This window comes from Streptomyces sp. NPDC059828, from assembly GCF_042731955.1.
GTDB lineage: Bacteria > Actinomycetota > Actinomycetes > Streptomycetales > Streptomycetaceae > Streptomyces.
In genome coordinates this window covers 107,088-123,743 of the sequence record NZ_JBHWIW010000005.1, presented here as the reverse complement: position 1 = coordinate 123,743, position 16,656 = coordinate 107,088, and the positions used below count along the sequence as shown (strand labels likewise).

At 70.9% G+C, this 16,656-nt stretch carries 15 protein-coding genes; 7 read left to right on the top strand and 8 right to left on the bottom strand.

The window, feature by feature from the left end:
• Nucleotides 1-70: 70 nt before the first annotated feature.
• Entirely contained in the window at nt 71-1,447 is a 1,377-nt protein-coding gene (locus ACFV6V_RS04875) for a cysteine desulfurase/sulfurtransferase TusA family protein (protein WP_385559145.1), read from the top strand.
• Nucleotides 1,448-1,498: 51 nt separating this feature from the next.
• Here ACFV6V_RS04875 and ACFV6V_RS04870 read toward each other — a convergent pair whose 3' ends face one another.
• Nucleotides 1,499-2,473 (bottom strand): carbohydrate kinase family protein, encoded by a 975-nt coding sequence (locus tag ACFV6V_RS04870; RefSeq protein WP_385559142.1) that lies wholly within the window; start codon nt 2,471-2,473, stop codon nt 1,499-1,501.
• A gap of 130 nt (nt 2,474-2,603) precedes the next feature.
• On the opposite strand from ACFV6V_RS04870, the gene ACFV6V_RS04865 reads away from it, so the two are divergent.
• On the top strand, nt 2,604-2,810 hold the full coding sequence (locus ACFV6V_RS04865) for a hypothetical protein (RefSeq protein ID WP_385559139.1): 207 nt from the start codon (nt 2,604-2,606) through the stop codon (nt 2,808-2,810).
• Between the two features lie 208 nt (nt 2,811-3,018).
• Nucleotides 3,019-4,503 (top strand): hypothetical protein, encoded by a 1,485-nt coding sequence (locus ACFV6V_RS04860; RefSeq protein WP_385559137.1) that lies wholly within the window; start codon nt 3,019-3,021, stop codon nt 4,501-4,503.
• Nucleotides 4,504-4,580: 77 nt separating this feature from the next.
• Here ACFV6V_RS04860 and ACFV6V_RS04855 read toward each other — a convergent pair whose 3' ends face one another.
• Nucleotides 4,581-4,937, bottom strand: coding sequence for an iron-sulfur cluster assembly accessory protein (locus tag ACFV6V_RS04855; RefSeq protein WP_361278511.1), 357 nt, complete (start codon nt 4,935-4,937; stop codon nt 4,581-4,583).
• Nucleotides 4,938-5,226: 289 nt separating this feature from the next.
• Between ACFV6V_RS04855 and nadA the strand changes: the two genes are divergently transcribed.
• Nucleotides 5,227-6,441, top strand: coding sequence for a quinolinate synthase NadA (gene nadA / locus ACFV6V_RS04850; protein WP_385559134.1), 1,215 nt, complete (start codon nt 5,227-5,229; stop codon nt 6,439-6,441).
• 170 nt (nt 6,442-6,611) lie between these two features.
• On the opposite strand, the gene ACFV6V_RS04845 is transcribed toward nadA, so the two are convergent.
• The 5 genes from ACFV6V_RS04845 to ACFV6V_RS04825 form a co-directional block, all read right to left on the bottom strand.
• The gene (locus ACFV6V_RS04845) at nt 6,612-9,755 is read right to left on the bottom strand and encodes an efflux RND transporter permease subunit (protein ID WP_385559131.1); all 3,144 of its coding nucleotides are present in this window, start codon (nt 9,753-9,755) and stop codon (nt 6,612-6,614) included.
• 163 nt (nt 9,756-9,918) lie between these two features.
• Entirely contained in the window at nt 9,919-10,605 is a 687-nt protein-coding gene (locus ACFV6V_RS04840) for a response regulator (RefSeq protein ID WP_385559129.1), read from the bottom strand.
• Nucleotides 10,602-11,834: a sensor histidine kinase gene (locus tag ACFV6V_RS04835; protein ID WP_385559126.1), complete on the bottom strand. Its 1,233-nt coding sequence runs from the start codon at nt 11,832-11,834 to the stop codon at nt 10,602-10,604. Before ACFV6V_RS04835 ends, ACFV6V_RS04840 begins: the two co-directional genes overlap by 4 nt.
• A 207-nt stretch (nt 11,835-12,041) precedes the next feature.
• The gene (locus ACFV6V_RS04830) at nt 12,042-12,320 is read right to left on the bottom strand and encodes a hypothetical protein (protein ID WP_385559123.1); all 279 of its coding nucleotides are present in this window, start codon (nt 12,318-12,320) and stop codon (nt 12,042-12,044) included.
• 22 nt (nt 12,321-12,342) lie between these two features.
• Nucleotides 12,343-13,122 carry a PspA/IM30 family protein gene (locus tag ACFV6V_RS04825; RefSeq protein WP_361278525.1) on the bottom strand — a complete coding sequence of 260 codons (780 nt, stop codon included), beginning with the start codon at nt 13,120-13,122 and terminating at the stop codon, nt 12,343-12,345.
• Nucleotides 13,123-13,408: 286 nt separating this feature from the next.
• Between ACFV6V_RS04825 and ACFV6V_RS04820 the strand changes: the two genes are divergently transcribed.
• Together ACFV6V_RS04820 and ACFV6V_RS04815 are read left to right on the top strand one after the other, a co-directional pair.
• Nucleotides 13,409-14,005 (top strand): DUF3043 domain-containing protein, encoded by a 597-nt coding sequence (locus ACFV6V_RS04820; protein WP_385559120.1) that lies wholly within the window; start codon nt 13,409-13,411, stop codon nt 14,003-14,005.
• Between the two features lie 116 nt (nt 14,006-14,121).
• A complete protein-coding gene (locus tag ACFV6V_RS04815; protein ID WP_385559357.1) occupies nt 14,122-14,856 on the top strand; it encodes a class I SAM-dependent methyltransferase in 735 nt (244 codons plus the stop codon).
• 95 nt (nt 14,857-14,951) lie between these two features.
• Here the strand turns inward: ACFV6V_RS04815 and ACFV6V_RS04810 are convergent, their stop codons facing one another.
• Nucleotides 14,952-15,161: a hypothetical protein gene (locus ACFV6V_RS04810; RefSeq protein ID WP_385559118.1), complete on the bottom strand. Its 210-nt coding sequence runs from the start codon at nt 15,159-15,161 to the stop codon at nt 14,952-14,954.
• A gap of 84 nt (nt 15,162-15,245) precedes the next feature.
• Between ACFV6V_RS04810 and ACFV6V_RS04805 the strand changes: the two genes are divergently transcribed.
• A complete protein-coding gene (locus tag ACFV6V_RS04805) occupies nt 15,246-16,454 on the top strand; it encodes a bifunctional adenosylcobinamide kinase/adenosylcobinamide-phosphate guanylyltransferase (RefSeq protein WP_385559115.1) in 1,209 nt (402 codons plus the stop codon).
• Nucleotides 16,455-16,656: the final 202 nt, after the last annotated feature.

The window sequence follows — 16,656 nt, the reverse complement described above, 5'->3', positions numbered from 1 at the left end:
CTACCTGCGCCGCAGCGCCTTCTGACGGCTGCTTCGCGGCCGGTCCCCGGCAGCGCGTTAGCGTGGCTACGTGCCCTATTTCGACAGCGCGTCGTCCGCTCCCCTGCATCCCGTGGCCCGGCAGGCCCTCCAGGCCGCCCTCGACGAGGGCTGGGCCGATCCGGCTCGGCTCTACCGCGAGGGGCGGCGGGCTCGGCTGCTGCTCGACGCCGCCAGGGAGGCGGCAGCGGACGCCGTGGGATGCCGCCCGGACGAGCTCGTTTTCACCGGTTCGGGTACTCGTGCCGTCCACGCGGGACTTGCCGGGGCGATGGCGGGGCGCCGGCGCACCGGGCGGCACCTGGCGGTGTCGGCGGTCGAGCACTCGTCCGTGCTGCACGCCGCCGAGGGCTTCGATGTCACCGAGGTGCCGGTGGACCGCGCCGGCGCGGTGTCACCGGGAGACTTCGGCGCGGCACTGCGCCCGGACACCGCCCTGGCCGCCCTCCAGTCCGCCAACCACGAGGTGGGCACGGTGCAGCCGGTCGCCGAGGTCGCCGGGGTGTGCCGGGCGGCCGGGGTGCCACTGCTCGTCGACGCGGCGCAGTCGCTGGCCTGGGGCCGGGTCGAAGGGGACTGGTCGCTGCTGACCGGCAGCGCACACAAATGGGGCGGACCGGCCGGGGTCGGGCTGCTCGTGGTGCGCAAGGGCGTCCGGTACGCCTCCCAGGACCCCGCGGACGAGCGGGAATCGGGGCGGGCACCCGGCTTCGAGAACATCCCGGCCATCGTGGCCGCGGCGGCGTCGCTGCGCGCCGTACAGGACGAGGCGGTGGCCGAGTCGGCCCGGCTGCGGGCCCTGATCGACCGGATCCGGGCCAGGGTCCCTGAGCTGGTCCCGGATGTCGAGGTGGTCGGTGATCCGGTGCGCCGGCTGCCCCACCTCGTCACCTTCTCCTGTCTCTATGTCGACGGGGAGACGGTGCTGCACGAGCTGGACCGGGCGGGTTTCTCCGTGTCGTCCGGTTCGTCGTGTACGAGTGCGACGCTCGCCCCGAGCCATGTGCTTCGGGCGATGGGGGTGCTGAGCGAGGGCAATGTGCGGGTGTCGCTGCCGCCCGGCACCGCCGAGGGGGACGTGGACCGCTTCCTCGAGGTCCTGCCGGAGGTCGTGGCGGGGGTACGCGCCCACCTCGACGCCCCCGTCTCCCCCGGGCCGTACGCCGGTACGGGTGCCGACGCCGGGACGCTGGTCGTCGACGCACTCGGCAAGCGCTGCCCGATCCCCGTGATCGAGCTGGCCAAGGTCATCGGGAACGTGCCGGTGGGCGGCACGGTCACCGTGCTCTCCGACGACGAGGCGGCGCGCCTGGACATCCCCGCATGGTGCGAGATGCGGGGGCAGGAGTACGCGGGCGAGCACCGTGTGGAAGGCGGCACGGGTTACGTGGTGCGCCGCGTGGACTGACGCGGTCCCCCGCCCCCGGGCGAATCACACACCCGGGGGCCGGGGCCGTGGCTACGACAGGAACGCCTGGACCTCGGCGCCCGCGTCGTGGCCGTACGCCTTGGTGAAACGCTCCATGAAGTGGGCGCGGCGCAGGGTGTACTCCTGGGTGCCCAGGGTCTCGATGACCAGGGTGGCGAGCATGCAGCCGACCTGGGCGGCACGCTCCAGGCCGACGCCCCAGGACAGACCGGAGAGGAAGCCCGCACGGAAGGCGTCGCCCACGCCGGTCGGGTCGACCTTGGAGTCCTCCTCCGGGCATCCCACCTCGATGACGGGCTCGCCCGCGCGCTCGATGCGCACACCGCGCGAACCGAGGGTGGTGACCCGGTGGCCGACGCGGCCCAGGATCTCCTCGTCCGTCCAGCCGGTCTTCGACTCGATGAGCCCCTTCTCGTACTCGTTGGAGAAGAGGTAGGTCGCCCCGTCCAGCAGTATCCGGATCTCGTCGCCGTTCATCCGCGCGATCTGCTGGGAGAAGTCCGACGCGAACGGGATACCGCGGGAGCGGCACTCCTCGGTGTGCCGCAGCATGGCCTCCGGGTCGTCGGCACCGATGAGCACCAGGTCGAGGCCGCCGACGCGGTCCGCGACCGACTTCAGCTCGATCTGGCGAGCCTCGCTCATCGCCCCGGTGTAGAAGGAGCCGATCTGGTTGTGGTCGGCGTCGGTGGTGCAGACGAAGCGTGCGGTGTGCAGGACCTCGGAGATCCGTACGGATTCGGTGTCCACGCCGTGCCGGTCCAGCCAGGCGCGGTACTCGTCGAAGTCGGATCCGGCGGCGCCGACCAGAATCGGGCGGGTCCCGAGCTGTCCCATACCGAAGCAGATGTTGGCGCCGACCCCTCCCCTGCGCACGTCGAGGTTGTCGACCAGGAAGGAGAGGGAGACCGTGTGCAGCTGGTCCGCTACCAGTTGGTCGGCGAAGCGGCCGGGGAAGGTCATGAGATGGTCGGTGGCGATGGAGCCGGTGACTGCGATTCGCACGGCGAGGTGCTCCTGGAGGGAGGCGGCGTTGACAGCTAACGCTACCGGTTTCCGCACCCCGCATTGCAGTACGAAAACTACCCGATAGTAGGTCTTTTTTCCGTCAACCTGACGTGCTTAACGTGCCCGCATGCCCAAAACCTTCGCTCTGCACCACTCATGGGACACCGAGATCAGCCTCGCCGAGCTCCGTGGCCGCAGCGCACGGATGGCCCCGCACTGGGTCGCCGCACCCACCTCCCCGTCCACCCCGGTGCCGCCGTCGCTCATCAACGGGGTGGTCGTGTCCGCCGCCTCGGCACGACTGGTGGGCGCGATGCCTGCATTCGCTGACTGACACTGCCCAGCGCTGACCAGCGCTGCCCAGTACTGCCTGGCGCCGACCAGCACCCACCAGCGCTGACGAGAGCCGACCCGCGTCGGCTGAGGCTCCAGCTCCCGGCACGGCACGGCACGGCACGTACGGGAACCGCACGCCCCCTCGTACCGTCACAGGGGTGTCCTCTGAGACGGACACGTGTGACGGGTACTGAAGGAGCGATGCGGTGAACAGCACGGAGCGGCCCACCAAGAGCACCGGCGCCGAGGACTCGGCTCGGCGGCGTTCCCAGCTGGTCGTCACCTCGGTGGCAGCGGCAGTCCTGCTCGTGGGTGGTGGCGGAGCGTACTGGGCGACCACCGCCTCCGACGGCCCCGACGGCTCCCCCGCCGCCCCGGCCTCCGGCAGCACACCCCCGCCGCTGGCCCTGGACGGTCCGTCGGAGAGCGGCACGCGACCGGGGATCGCCCCGGGCGAGCCCGATCCGAACGGCGCCCGGTACCGCGCGAAGGGGAAGCTGCCCGACGGCCCTCAGAGCGCGCCCGTGTACCGCGCGCAGGGCGCGGTCGCCGAGGCAGACGTCACCCGGCTGGCCGCGGCCCTTGGAGTGGAGGGCACCCCGCGGGCCGTCGGCGACGTATGGCGGATCGCCGCGGAGAAAGAATCCGGCGGGCCGGTACTGCAGGTCGGCCGTCAGGCTCCGGGCACCTGGACGTTCGCCCGGTACGGCGCCGCGCCCAAGGGCGACAACTGCCTCAAGGGCAGGCCCTGCCCTGACGGCGGAGCTGGTACCAGCACGGACGCCGCCAAGGCGACGGTGAGCGAGGAGGCCGCGAAGAAGGCGGCCGCTCCCGTGCTCGCCGCGGTGGGTCAGGGCGGGGCACGGCTGGACGCCTCCCAGACGATGGGGTCGGCCCGGGTGGTGAACGCGGATCCGGAGATCGGGGGCCTGCCGACGTACGGCTGGCTGACCGGGATCCAGGTGGGCGCCGACGGCCAGGTGGTCGGCGGCAGCGGGCAGCTGGCCCAGCCCGTGAAGGGCGCCGAATACCCGGTGATCAGCGCGTACAAGACCCTGGAGCAGCTGAACAAGGCCTCCGGGGGCGCTGCCTCCGGGAACATCGGGGGCTGCGCGACTCCCGTCCCGGCCGCGAACCCGGACGCGCCGGGCGGCCCCGGCAAGCCGATCGCGCCCTGTGAGCCCCACCCGGGCTCCGGCTCCGCCGAGCCCGTGACGATCAGCAAGGCGGTCTTCGGGCTCGCGGTGCACTCCGTGGACGGCAAGCCCGCGCTCGTACCGTCGTGGCTGTTCGAGGTGGACCCTGAGGGTGACGCCAAGCCGTTCACGATCACGCACCCGGCGGTGGACCCGAAGTATCTGAAGCAGCCGGGCCCGGGGGCGTCGCCGTCGAAGTCCCCCGATCCGTCCCAACTGCCGGAGACCACCACGCGCCAGGTCGAGTCGTACGCGGTCTCGGGCGACGGCCGCACCCTCACGCTGCGCTTCTGGGGCGGTGTGTGCAGCGACTACGAGGGCAAGGCGGAGGCGAGCGGGTCCGAGGTCAAGGTGCACATCACCGAGACGCGCAAGGACCCGGGGAAGGTCTGCATCCTGATCGCCAAGGAGCTGACGGCCAAGGTCACGCTTGCTCAGCCGCTGGGTGACCGGAAGGTCGTGGACACCACGGGCCAGACGGTGCCCCTGAAGTAGGCCGGCACGCACGGAAGGGTGGTGACCCCGGCTGGACCGGGGTCACCACCCTTTCGGCGTTCGGATGTGTGGGTGCCTCAGCTGAACGAGTCTCCGCAGGCGCAGGAGCCCGTCGCGTTCGGGTTGTCGATCGTGAAGCCCTGCTTCTCGATGGTGTCGACGAAGTCGATCGAGGCGCCGCCCAGGTACGGAGCGCTCATGCGGTCCGTGACCACCTTCACACCGTCGAAGTCCTTCACGACGTCACCGTCGAGGGTGCGCTCGTCGAAGAAGAGCTGGTACCGCAGGCCGGAGCAGCCGCCGGGCTGAACGGCGACGCGCAGCGCCAGGTCGTCCCGGCCTTCCTGGTCCAGCAGGGCCTTGACCTTGCCCGCGGCGGCGTCGGACAGGAGGATGCCGTCGCTCACGGTGGTGGTCTCGTCCGATACGGACATCTGCTTCTCTCCCGGGTTGTACGGAGACTGCTTGCCGACGTTGGCAACCGGCCGGGCCGCCGATTCATTCCGGGCGCGCCCTAGTCTTTCCCCTTCATGCTCGCACACGCGCTCTCCTGGAGGCACGGACCTGTGGATCGGGAATTGCGTCACATCGACGCTATCGCCATCGTCAAAGTGACGTGAAGCGGTTATGATAGATAGCGTCAAATAGACGAAAAGGATTCCCGGCGACGCAGCCCCGGTCCAACCGGAGCGGCTTCGCCGCGCTGACCGCAGAGAAGAAAGGGTGCGTGACGTGACCACCGCCCACACCGCCCAGACCGCGCCGGTACGGGACGTCCTGGACGTCCAGCCGACGCCGCTCGCCCTGCTGCTGCTCGGCCGGGAGGCCGACCCCAGGAGCGAGCGGGGTGTCGAGTGCCCCGGGGACCTCCCCTCCCCGTCCGACCCGGACCTGGTGGAGCGGGCCCGTGCGGCAAAGGAGAAGCTCGGGCACAAGGTCTTCGTGCTCGGTCACCACTACCAGCGCGACGAGGTCATCCAGTTCGCCGATGTCACCGGCGACTCCTTCAAGCTCGCCAAGGACGCGGCGGCGCGGCCCGAGGCGGAGTACATCGTCTTCTGCGGTGTGCACTTCATGGCGGAGTCCGCGGACATCCTGACCACCGACGACCAGAAGGTCGTGCTGCCGGACCTCGCGGCCGGCTGCTCCATGGCCGACATGGCCACGGCCGAGCAGGTCGCCGAGTGCTGGGACGTCCTCGCCGAGGCGGGCATCACCGACGTGACCGTCCCGGTCTCGTACATGAACTCCTCCGCCGACATCAAGGCGTTCACCGGCAAGCACGGCGGCACCATCTGCACCTCGTCCAACGCCAAGCGGGCCCTCGACTGGGCCTTCGAGCAGGGCGAGAAGGTGCTCTTCCTGCCGGACCAGCACCTCGGCCGGAACACCGCGGTCCGCGACATGGGGATGTCCCTCGACGACTGCGTCGTCTACAACCCGCACAAGCCGAACGGCGGGCTGACGCCGGAGCAGCTCCGGGCCGCGAAGATGATCCTGTGGCGCGGCCACTGCTCGGTGCACGGCCGCTTCTCGCTGGACTCCGTGAACGACGTCCGCGAGCGCATCCCGGGGGTCAACGTGCTGGTGCACCCCGAGTGCAGGCACGAGGTCGTCGCCGCTGCGGACTACGTGGGCTCCACGGAGTACATCATCAAGACCCTCGAGGCGGCTCCGGCCGGCTCCAAGTGGGCGATCGGCACCGAGCTGAACCTGGTACGCCGTCTGGCGAACCGTTTCGCCGACGAGGGCAAGGAGATCGTGTTCCTCGACAAGGCAGTGTGCTTCTGCTCGACGATGAACCGGATCGACCTTCCGCACCTCGTCTGGGCCCTGGAGTCCCTCGCGGAGGGGAACCTGGTGAACCGTATCCAGGTCGACCCGGAGACCGAGAGCTTCGCGAAGCTCGCCCTCGAACGCATGCTCGCATTGCCGTAACGGGGCGCTGCCCCCGTGATCCCGCCGCCCCGTACACGGTTCCTCGCCGCGTGCGGGGCGGCGGTGTTTCCGCGGCCCACCGCACCCCGTGCGGTGGGCCGGGAAACGTGAGACCCCCGGCACCGGGGGTGAATCCGGTACCGGGGGCAGGTCCTACGAGGCCCGAGGGGTCAGACGCCCGCGGGGGTCGGGGACTCCGTGGGCTCGGAAGACGCCGAGGCGGCCCGCTTGGCCGCCCGCTTCGCACGGCGGCGCTCCTTGCGGAGCTCCACCATCGCGTACAGCGTCGGCACCAGCAGCAGCGTGAGCATCGTGGAGGTCACGAGACCACCGATCACCACCACCGCCAGCGGCTGCGCGATGAAGCCGCCCTCTCCCGTGACGCCCAGCGCCATCGGCAGCAGCGCGAAGATCGTCGCGAGAGCGGTCATCAGAATCGGGCGCAGACGGTGCCGCCCGCCCTCGATCACGGCTTCGACCACGCCCAGGCCCTGGGCCCGGTACTGGTTGATGAGGTCGATCAGCACGATCGCGTTGGTCACCACGATGCCGATGAGCATCAGCATGCCGATCATCGCCGGAACGCCCATCGGCGTACCCGTGGCCACCAGCAGACCGATCGCGCCGGTCGCCGCGAAGGGGATGGACACCAGCAGGATCAGCGGCTGGACCAGCGACCTGAAGGTGGCGACCAGCAGCATGAAGACGATCGCGATGGCCGCCAGCATCGCCAGGCCCAGCTGGGCGTTGGCCTCGGCCTGGTCCTCGGAGACACCGCCGATGGAGACGGTCGCGCCCTCGGGCAGATCCAGGCCGTCGATCTTCGCCTGGAGCGCGTTGCCCACCGCACCCGTGTTGTCGTCGGTCGGCTTCGCCTTGATCGTCGCCGCGCGGGCGCCGTCGATGCGGGTCATCGAGACCGGGCCGGGCACCAGCTTGACCTCGGCGATGTCACCGAGCTTCACCGGGCCGAGCGGCAGCTTCTTCAGCTCGGCCATGGTCGTGGCCGGCTTGGCGGAGGTGATGACGACATCCCGCTCGCTGTCGTCGAGGATCGCCTTCGTCGCCGGGGTACCGCGCACCGCCTGGGCCACCGCGAACCCGAGCGTGGTGTCGTTGAAGCCGGCATCCGCCGCCTTCGCGGTGCCCTTGACGGAGATCCGCGGCACGGACTGCGACAGGTCACTCTGCACGTCGGTGACGTCGTCCAGCTTGGCGACCTCGGCACGGACCTGCTCGGACGCCTTGCGCAGCACCTTCGGGTCGGCGGCCTTCACCACGACGCTCAGGTCCTGGTTGTTGAAGCCGTCACCGGCCGCGATGGTCGTGTCGCCGATGCCGTCGAGCTTGCCGAGCTCCTCGTTGATGCGGTCGCGGACCTTCTCGTAGGAGGAGGCGTCCTTGAGCGTCATCTGGTAGGAGGCCTGGTTGGCACCGGTGCCGCCGCCGAAGGCCGCCATGAAGCCGGACGAGCCCACCGTGACCTGGTAGTCCTTGATCTCGGCGATCCCGTCGAGGACCTTCTCGACCTTCGCCGCGGCCGCGTCGGCCGCTTCCAGGCTGGTGCCGGGCTTCAGCTTCTGCTTGACCGACATGACCTCCTGCTCGCCCTGGTCGAAGAAGTTCGTCTTCAGCAGACCGGCCATGCCGAAGGTGCCGAACAGCACGACGAGGGAGAGCACCACGCTGGTGAGGCGGCGGCGTGTCGCGAACCGCAGCACCGGCACATAGCCGCGCTGAAGCAGGCTGCGGGCTTCCTTCTCCTCCGCCTTGCGGCGCGCTTCGTCAGGGTCGAGCCCCCGCACGTCCTTGGGGGCGCGGAGGAACCAGTACGACAGGACGGGGACGACCGTCAGGGACACCAGCAGCGAGGCGAGCAGTGCCGCGGTGACCGTCAGCGAGAACGAGCCGAAGAGCTCGCCGACCATGCCGCCGACCAGACCGATCGGCAGGAAGACGGCGACGGTGGTCAGCGTGGACGAGGTGACGGCACCGGAGACCTCCCGTACGGCGGTGATGATCGCCGCCTCGCGGTCCTCGCCGTAGCCGAGGTGCCGCTTGATGTTCTCCAGGACCACGATCGAGTCGTCGACGACCCGGCCGATGGCGATCGTCAGCGCGCCCAGGGTGAGCACGTTGAGCGAGAGGTCGCGGGTCCACAGCACGATCAGCGCGAGCACGACGGACAGCGGGATGGAGACCGCGGTGACGAGGGTCGAACGCAGCGAGCCGAGGAACACCAGGATGATCACCACCGCGAACAACAGGCCGAGCGCACCCTCGGTGGTCAGGCCCGAGATCGACTTGGAGACGGCCGGTCCCTGGTCCGAGACCACGGACAGCTCGGCGCCGGAGCCGAGGTCCTTGCGGAGCTCGGGCAGCTTGTCCTTGACCGCGTCGGAGATGCGGACGGCGCTGCCGTCCTTGTCCATGGTGGCGAGGACGGCGAGGCTGGGCCTGCCGTTGGTACGGGTGATGGAGACGCGCTGCGACTCCTCCTGCTTCACCGTGGCGATGTCACCCAGGCGCACCGGCTTGCCGCCCTTGTCCGCCCCGGCATCCGGACCGGCCGCGGGTGCGATGCGCAGGTCCTCGATCTGCTTCAGCGAGCGGAAACCCCCGCCGACCTGGACCGTACGGCTGCTGCCCGCCTCGGAGAACGAGCCCGCGGGCATGGTCCCGCCGCCGGCGGTGAGCGCCTCGGTGAGCGCCTGCACGTTCAGCCCGGCCGCGGCCAGCTTCTTGTCGTCGGGGGTGACGGACACCTGGAGGTCCTGGACCCCGTCCACGGTGACCTGACCGACGCCCTCGATGTCCTGAAGCGCCGGCACCACGGTCCGCTCGAGCTGATCGGCCAGCGCCTGCTGGTCCTTGTCCGAGCTGACGGCGAGCACGACGGTCGGCATGTCGTCGGTGGAACCGGCGACCACCTGCGGGTCGACATCGTCGGGGAGCTGGACCCGGGCGCGGTTGACGGCCTGCTGGACATCGGCGACGAGCTGCTTGGTGCCCTCGTCCCCGTAGTCGAACGAGGCCATGATCACGGCGTTGCCCTCGCTCGCCGTGGAGGTGATGCCCTTGATGCCGTCGACGGCCTTGATGGTGTTCTCAAGGGGTTCGACGACCTGCTTCTCGACCACATCGGGAGACGCGCCCTGATAGGGGGCCAGCACCGACACCATCGGGAGTTCGATCGAGGGGAACAGCTGCTGCTTGAGCTGGGGGATGGCGATCGCTCCGAAGATGATCGCGACGATCGACATCAGCCCTATCAGGGCCCTTTGCGCGAGGCTGAATCTGGACAGCCAGGACATGGGGTCTCTCTTCTGTGGCTTCTGCGGCTTACATGGCGTACTCAGGACGGGCGCGGGGGTTGCCCGCTTATACGATCGGCCATTCGCACGGGTGAATCCGTCGCCCCCAGGTCCAGATCCTTATGCCGCGCATACTCCGAACGGAGTACACGCGGGTGGCGTCTCACTCCACCCGAGGACGGACCAGGCCCGATTCATAGGCGAATACCACCAATTGAGCCCTGTCTCTCGCTCCCAGCTTCGCCATCGCCCGGTTGACATGGGTCTTGACCGTCAGCGGGCTGACTTCCAGCCGCACGGCGATCTCGTCGTTGGAGTGCCCGCCCCCGACCAGGACGAGCACCTCGCGCTCACGTCCGGTCAGTGCCGCCAGCCGCTCCGAGTACGCCCCGGAGTCCGGATCGTCGTCCCAACCGCCACCCTGGGCGAGGAAGGTGGCGATGAGCCCCTTCGTCGCGGCGGGTGACAGCAGCGCCTCGCCCGCGGCGGCGATACGGATGGCGCTGAGCAGCTCCTCCGGTTCCGCGCCCTTGCCGAGGAAGCCGGAGGCCCCGGCGCGCAGCGACTGGACCACGTACTCGTCCACCTCGAAGGTCGTCAGCATGACCACCCGCACCGCGGCGAGCGCGGGATCGGCGCTGATCAGGCGGGTGGCGGCGAGCCCGTCCGTGCCCGGCATCCGGATGTCCATGAGCACCACGTCGGGGCACTGCGCGCGGGCCACGGCCACGGCCTCGGCGCCATCCGCCGCCTCACCGACCACTTCCATGTCGGGCTCGGAGTCCACGAGCACCCTGAACGCGCTGCGCAACAGCGCCTGGTCGTCGGCGAGCAGCACCCTGATCGTCATGCGTCCCCCTCCGCATGGGTGTTGATCGGCAGTATCGCCTGCACGCGAAAGCCGCCGCCGTAGCGGGGCCCGGCACTGAGGGTGCCGCCGAGCGCGGTGACCCGCTCGCGCATACCGATGAGCCCATGCCCACCACCGTCGGCATCGCCCGGCGTGGCCTCCGTCCCGCTGTCGAGCACCGTGACCTCGACGGTCCGGCCCACCCGTACGACACTCACCTCGGCCCCGGCCGCCGCCCCCGCGTGCTTCTGCACATTGGTCAGGGCCTCCTGGATGATCCGGTAGGCCGCCAGGTCGACGGCCGCGGGCAGCGTGGTGCCGTGGTCGGTCCTGGCCAGCTCGACCGGCTGTCCCGCCTGGCGGAACGTCTCCAGCAGCCGGTCGAGCCCGGCAAGGCCGGGGGCTGGTTCGGTCGGGGCCTCCGGATCGCCGGACTGCCGCAGCAGACCGACCGTGGCGCGCAGTTCGTTGAGCGCGGACCGGCTGGCCTCCCGTACGTGCCCGAGCGCCTCCTTCGCCTGGTCGGGGCGCTTGTCCATGACATGCGCCGCCACCCCGGCCTGGACGTTGACCAGGGCGATGTGATGCGCCACGACATCGTGCAGGTCCCGGGCGATCCTCAGCCGCTCCTCCGCGACCCGCCTGCGCGCCTCCTCCTCACGGGTCCGCTCGGCTCGCTCGGCACGCTCCCGCATGGCGTCGACGAACGCCCGCCTGCTGCGTACGGCATCGCCCGCCGCGGCTGCCATCCCGGTCCAGGCGAACACCCCGATGTTCTCCTGGCTGTACCAGGGCGCGGAGCTGAACAGCATCGCGGTCGCCGTCAGCACCGTCATCGACAGCAGCCCTACCCGCCAGGTGGTGGGGCGGTCGGTGCGGGCGGCGACCGTGAACAGGGCGACCACCGCCGTCATCACCACCGGCGCGGGCGGATCCCCGACGATGCACTCCACCGCGGACAGGGCGCCCGTGACGGCCAGTACGGGCACCGGCCTGCGGCGCCGGAAGACCAGCACGACCGCGGCGAGCAGCATCAGCACCAAGGCGTGCGGCTGCGGTGTGCGTGCCCCGAAGGTGGGCCCGTGCGGCCCGTGCGGATCGGCGAACGACATGCCGACCATGCAGACGAGCACACCGGACGCCAGCGCGGCATCGAACGCGAGAGGGTGCTCCCGCAGCCAGCCACGGGTGCGCTGAAGCCTGCTGGTTCGGGTCGGTAGGGCCGTCACGACAAGCAACGGTACGGGCTGCCCTCCTGCCCGCGCGGCCCCGCGTCACGGCATCGCGGGAGGTCAGAGCGGGTGATGGGCAGCGCCTTGGTGGCCAAGGTCACGCACGGCCGAGGGAGGGCCCAAGGTCACGCACGGCCAGAGGGAGGGCCACCGGACCGGGGTCGGCCCCCGCCGAAAGGCAGGGGGCCGGAACAGCACCCAGAGTCAACCGGGAATCAGACCGTCGTCGTTGAGCATGTCGCGGACTTCCTGAAGCGTCGCCTCCGGAGAGGGCAGGATCAGCTCCGACGGCTCAAGCGAGTCGTCGGGCAGTGGAGCGCCGAGCCGGCGGACCGCGTCGAGCAGTCCGCACAGCGTGCGGCGGAAGCCGGGCTCGTCACCCGACTCCATTTCCGCGAGGAGCTCGTCGTCCAGCGTGTTCAGCTCGTCGAAGTGACCGTTGTCGACCCTCCACTGGCCCTCCCCCATGATCCTTACGATCATGACGCGCCGTCCCTACCGCTCATCACTGCTTGTTGAGGTTCGGCCGGTCCTGTGTCGAGCCGTCGCCGCCCTCGATGGCCTGCTGCTGAGCGCCGCTGCCTCCCGCCAGCTCGGCCTTCATCCGCTGGAGCTCCAGCTCCACGTCCGTGCCGCCGGAGATCCGGTCCAGCTCGGCGGCGATGTCGTCCTTCGCCATGCCCGTGGGGTCGTCCAGCGCACCGGAGGCGAGCAGTTCGTCGATCGCGCCAGCGCGCGCCTGGAGCTGGGCCGTCTTGTCCTCGGCGCGCTGGATCGCCAGGCCGACGTCGCCCATCTCCTCGGAGATCCCGGAGAACGCCTCGCCGATCCGGGTCTGCGCCTGGGCCGCGGTGTAGGTGGCCTTGATCGTCTCCTTCTTCGTACGGAAGGCGTCGACCTTGGCCTGGAGCCGCTGGGCCGCGAGGGTGAGCTTCTCCTCCTCGCCCTGAAGGGTCTGGTGCTGGGTCTCGAGGTCGGTGACCTGCTGCTGGAGGGCGGCGCGGCGGGACAGCGCCTCACGGGCCAGGTCCTCGCGACCGAGCGCGAGTGCCTTGCGGCCCTGGTCCTCGAGCTTCGAGGACTGGCCCTGGAGCTGGTTGAGCTGCAGCTCCAGGCGTTTGCGGGAGGTCGCCACGTCGGCGACGCCGCGGCGTACCTTCTGCAGCAGCTCAAGCTGCTTCTGGTACGAGTAATCGAGGGTCTCGCGCGGATCCTCGGCCCGGTCAAGGGCCTTGTTTGCCTTCGCGCGGAAGATCATCCCCATACGCTTCATGACACCGCTCATGGGCTTCGCGCGCCCCCTTCTGACGGACTGGCTCCAGCTACTCCAGAACCCACAGTACGGGCCCTGGTTCCATTACCGCACTGTTCGAGCGCGGATGCGCTCCTCCCCAGGAACGACCTGCCGTCCACCCTGATCCAGCGCAGGGAGGAGAAGGCCCTCAGGGACAGAGACGCGCGCCGCACGGGGATCGTTGCAAGGGCCCGGACGGAGTCCGGCGGAAGTCCGGGAAAAGTCCAGGGGGGCCTTCGGCACCGCTGCCTCTCATCACCCCGTACCCTTGTGTTTTGTGTTTGGTAGCCGTTCGAAGGATGAGAAGGCCCCCACCGACAAGGTGACGGCGGACCTCTCCAAGCAGCCCCGCGACCCTGAGGCCCCCAAGGGCAGGCCCACCCCGAAGCGGAATGACGCCCAGGGCCAGCGCCGCCGTGCGCAGTCGGCCCCGGTCGACCGCAAGGACGCCGCGCGCCGCCAGCGCGAGGCGCGCCGTGCCGACCTGTCCAAGCAGCGTGAGGCACTGGCAGGTGGCGACGAGCGCTATCTGCCGCCCCGCGACAAGGGTCCGGTGCGCCGCTTCGTGCGCGACTTCATCGACTCACGCTTCTGTATCGCGGAGTTCTTCCTGCCGCTGGCCGTCGTGATCCTGGTGCTCTCCATGATCCGCGTGCCGCAGCTCCAGAACATCGCGCTGCTGCTGTGGATGGGCGTCATCGTGCTGATCATCGTCGACTCGATCGGCATCTCCATCCGGCTGAAGAAGCAGCTGAAGGAGCGCTTCCCCGACGAGCCGAAGCGCGGCGCGGTGGCGTACGGCCTGATGCGTTCGCTCCAGATGCGCCGGCTGCGGCTGCCGAAGCCCCAGGTCAAGCGCGGAGAGCGGCCCTGAGTACTGACGTTTCCGGGGCGTCGGGTGTCTCCGGCGCCTCCGATGTCTCCCCTCGTGTTCCTGGTGTTTCCGGTTTCGGTGGCGGCGCGGCGGCCTGGATCGAGGGCCTCGGCGGGCTGCGCAACACCGTCCGGCAGGAGCTTGTCGGGCGCCAGCTCGATGAGCAGATAGCGGCGCGCTTCCCGGTGGGACAACGCCTGCGGATCCTCGATGTCGGTATGGGCCAGGGCACCCAGGCCCTGCGGCTGGCACGGGCCGGGCACACGGTGACGGGTCTCGAGGCCGATCCCGGGATGCTGGCGGTGGCGCGTGAGGCGCTGTCGACGGAGCCCGCCGGCATCCAGGAGCGCTTCCGGATGATCGAGGGCGACGGCCGGGACACCGGGGTGCACTTCCTGCCGGGTGCGTTCGACGTGGTGCTGTGCCATGGCGTGCTGATGTACGTGGAGCACCGCGACGCGATGCTCGCGGGGCTGGCCCGGATGCTGGCCCCCGGCGGCCTGCTCTCGCTGCTGGTGCGCAACGGGGACGCGCTGGCCATGCGGCCGGGGCTCGGCGGCGACTGGCCGGGAGCGCTGGCCGCCTTCGACACGGACGCGTACACCAACCGGCTCGGTCTGACCGTGCGGGCCGACCGGCTGTCGGATCTGACGGCGACGCTGGCGGGGATCGCGGCGCCGCTGCACGCCTGGTACGGGGTGCGGGTCTTCACGGACACCATCCCGAACGAGGCGGAGCTGCCGTCCGGCGCGTCGCTGGAGCGTCTGGTGGCGGCGGAGGACCGGGCGGGCCGGACGGACCCGTACCGGGCGGTGGCGGCGCTGCTGCATCTGTGCGGAGTACGCGGCTGACAGGTACACGGCACCGGATCGGGTCCGGTGCCCCGCGGCGGCGGCCGTGGTGGGCCGCCGCCGGGCCGTCGAAACGGGCAGGGGCCTGAGCCGCGTCACGCCCCTTCGGCGTGCAGGCTCATGGGTCCGTAGATCTCGCTGCCGTCCTCGAAGAGGAACACCTGCTCGGCGCCGCCCTCGAGCAACTCCTTCCAGACCTCGCCGATCCAGGACTCGGCGTCTCCCTGGGTGCTGAACTCCTCCGGCTCCACGGACGGGCTGACCTCCGTCCCGTCGGCCTTCTCGAACCGCCACGTCCACGCCATATGCGCCTCCCGGGAACTGATCGGATTGCTGCCCGCAGCGTAGCCGGGCGAGCACCGGCAGCGGCGGCGCGGGAGGATCGTCCTGTGGAAGTGACTCTGCTCGGCACCGGCGCCCCCAGCGGGCTCCCCCGCCCCGACTGCCCCTGCGCCGTCTGCGCGGCCGCTCGCGGCACGGATGCCCGCGCTGTGACCGCTCTGCTGGTCGACGCGGCGCTGCTGCTCGATCTGACCCCCGGGGCCGCGCTGGCCGCCGCCCGGGCGGGGCGCTCGCTGGTGGGCGTACGGCAGGTGCTGCTGACGCATCCGCACGACGGGCCCGCGGTGGAGCTGCCGGTGGGCCTGCCGACCGCCGGGCGGGTGCCGGACGGCCAGGAGTTGACGCTGATCAGCGGACACCGGGTGCGGGCGGTGCCGATGGACTCACCGGGCACGGGCTACGAGGTGACCTCGCCGGACGGCGACAGACTGCTCTACCTGCCGCCCGGCGGAGCGCCCGCGGGGGTCGCGAGCACCGCGAACGGGACGGCTCCGTACGACATGGTTCTCGCCGATGTCATCGGCCGCCCCGACGGTCTCGCCCGGCTGCGCGCCGCAGGGGCGGTGAGCCCGACGACGGATGTGGTCGCGGTCCATGTCGACCACGACGTGCCACCGGGCCCCGAGCTGGACCGCCGGCTCGCGGCGGCGGGGGCGCGGACCGTGCCGGACGGTACGACGCTGACCGTGGGCGACTACCGCGCGGTGCCGGATGTGCCGCTCCGCACCCTGGTCACGGGCGGGGCGCGGTCCGGGAAGTCACTGGAGGCGGAACGCCGGCTGGAGTCCTTCCCCGACGTGCTGTACGTGGCGACCAGCGGGCCCCGCGCCGACGACCAGGACTGGAAGGCCCGGGTCGCGGCCCACCGCGAACGCCGGCCGGGCTCCTGGCGCACGCTGGAGACCTGCGACCTGGTCCCGCTGCTGGCCCAGGACGGAGCCCCGCTGCTGATCGACTGCCTGTCCCTGTGGCTGACCGACGCGATGGACCGGGTGGACGCCTGGGACGACGAGGTGTGGGAGCGCTCGGGCCGGGAGGCGCTCCACCGCCATGTCGTGGACCTCGTCGCGGCGGTGCGCGCCACGCGCCGCACGATCGTCGCGGTCACCAACGAGGTGGGGTCGGGCGTAGTGCCCGCGACGGCGTCGGGCCGCCGCTTCCGCGACGAACTCGGCCGCCTGAACGCGGCGTTCGCCGCCGAGTGCGAGCACCTGCTCCTGGTCGTGGCGGGCCAGCCGGTGGCCCTGCGGGGCTGAGGTCCCGAGCGCTCCGCCAGAATCCCGGTGCGTCACCCGGGCCCCGGAGTGACGGTCCGTCGCGGCCGGCCGCGCAGTTCCCCGCGCCCCCAAGGGGGCGGGGCCGAGGCGGGGGGGGGGGCGGGCCCCCCCACACCCCCCGGGGGGCCCCGCGCCGGATGTATCGGGCGCTCCGCGAAAAAAAAACACGGGTGGGCCACCC

Bases quoted from the DNA above. Each gene is read 5' to 3' on its own strand.
- ACFV6V_RS04865 (WP_385559139.1), top strand. From the start codon at position 2,604: ATGCCCAAAACCTTCGCTCTGCACCACTCATGGGACACCGAGATCAGC.
- ACFV6V_RS04855 (WP_361278511.1), bottom strand. From the start codon at position 4,937: ATGTCCGTATCGGACGAGACCACCACCGTGAGCGACGGCATCCTCCTG.
- ACFV6V_RS04845 (WP_385559131.1), bottom strand. From the start codon at position 9,755: ATGTCCTGGCTGTCCAGATTCAGCCTCGCGCAAAGGGCCCTGATAGGG.
- ACFV6V_RS04840 (WP_385559129.1), bottom strand. From the start codon at position 10,605: ATGACGATCAGGGTGCTGCTCGCCGACGACCAGGCGCTGTTGCGCAGC.
- ACFV6V_RS04830 (WP_385559123.1), bottom strand. From the start codon at position 12,320: ATGATCGTAAGGATCATGGGGGAGGGCCAGTGGAGGGTCGACAACGGT.
- ACFV6V_RS04825 (WP_361278525.1), bottom strand. From the start codon at position 13,122: ATGAGCGGTGTCATGAAGCGTATGGGGATGATCTTCCGCGCGAAGGCA.
- ACFV6V_RS04810 (WP_385559118.1), bottom strand. From the start codon at position 15,161: ATGGCGTGGACGTGGCGGTTCGAGAAGGCCGACGGGACGGAGGTCAGC.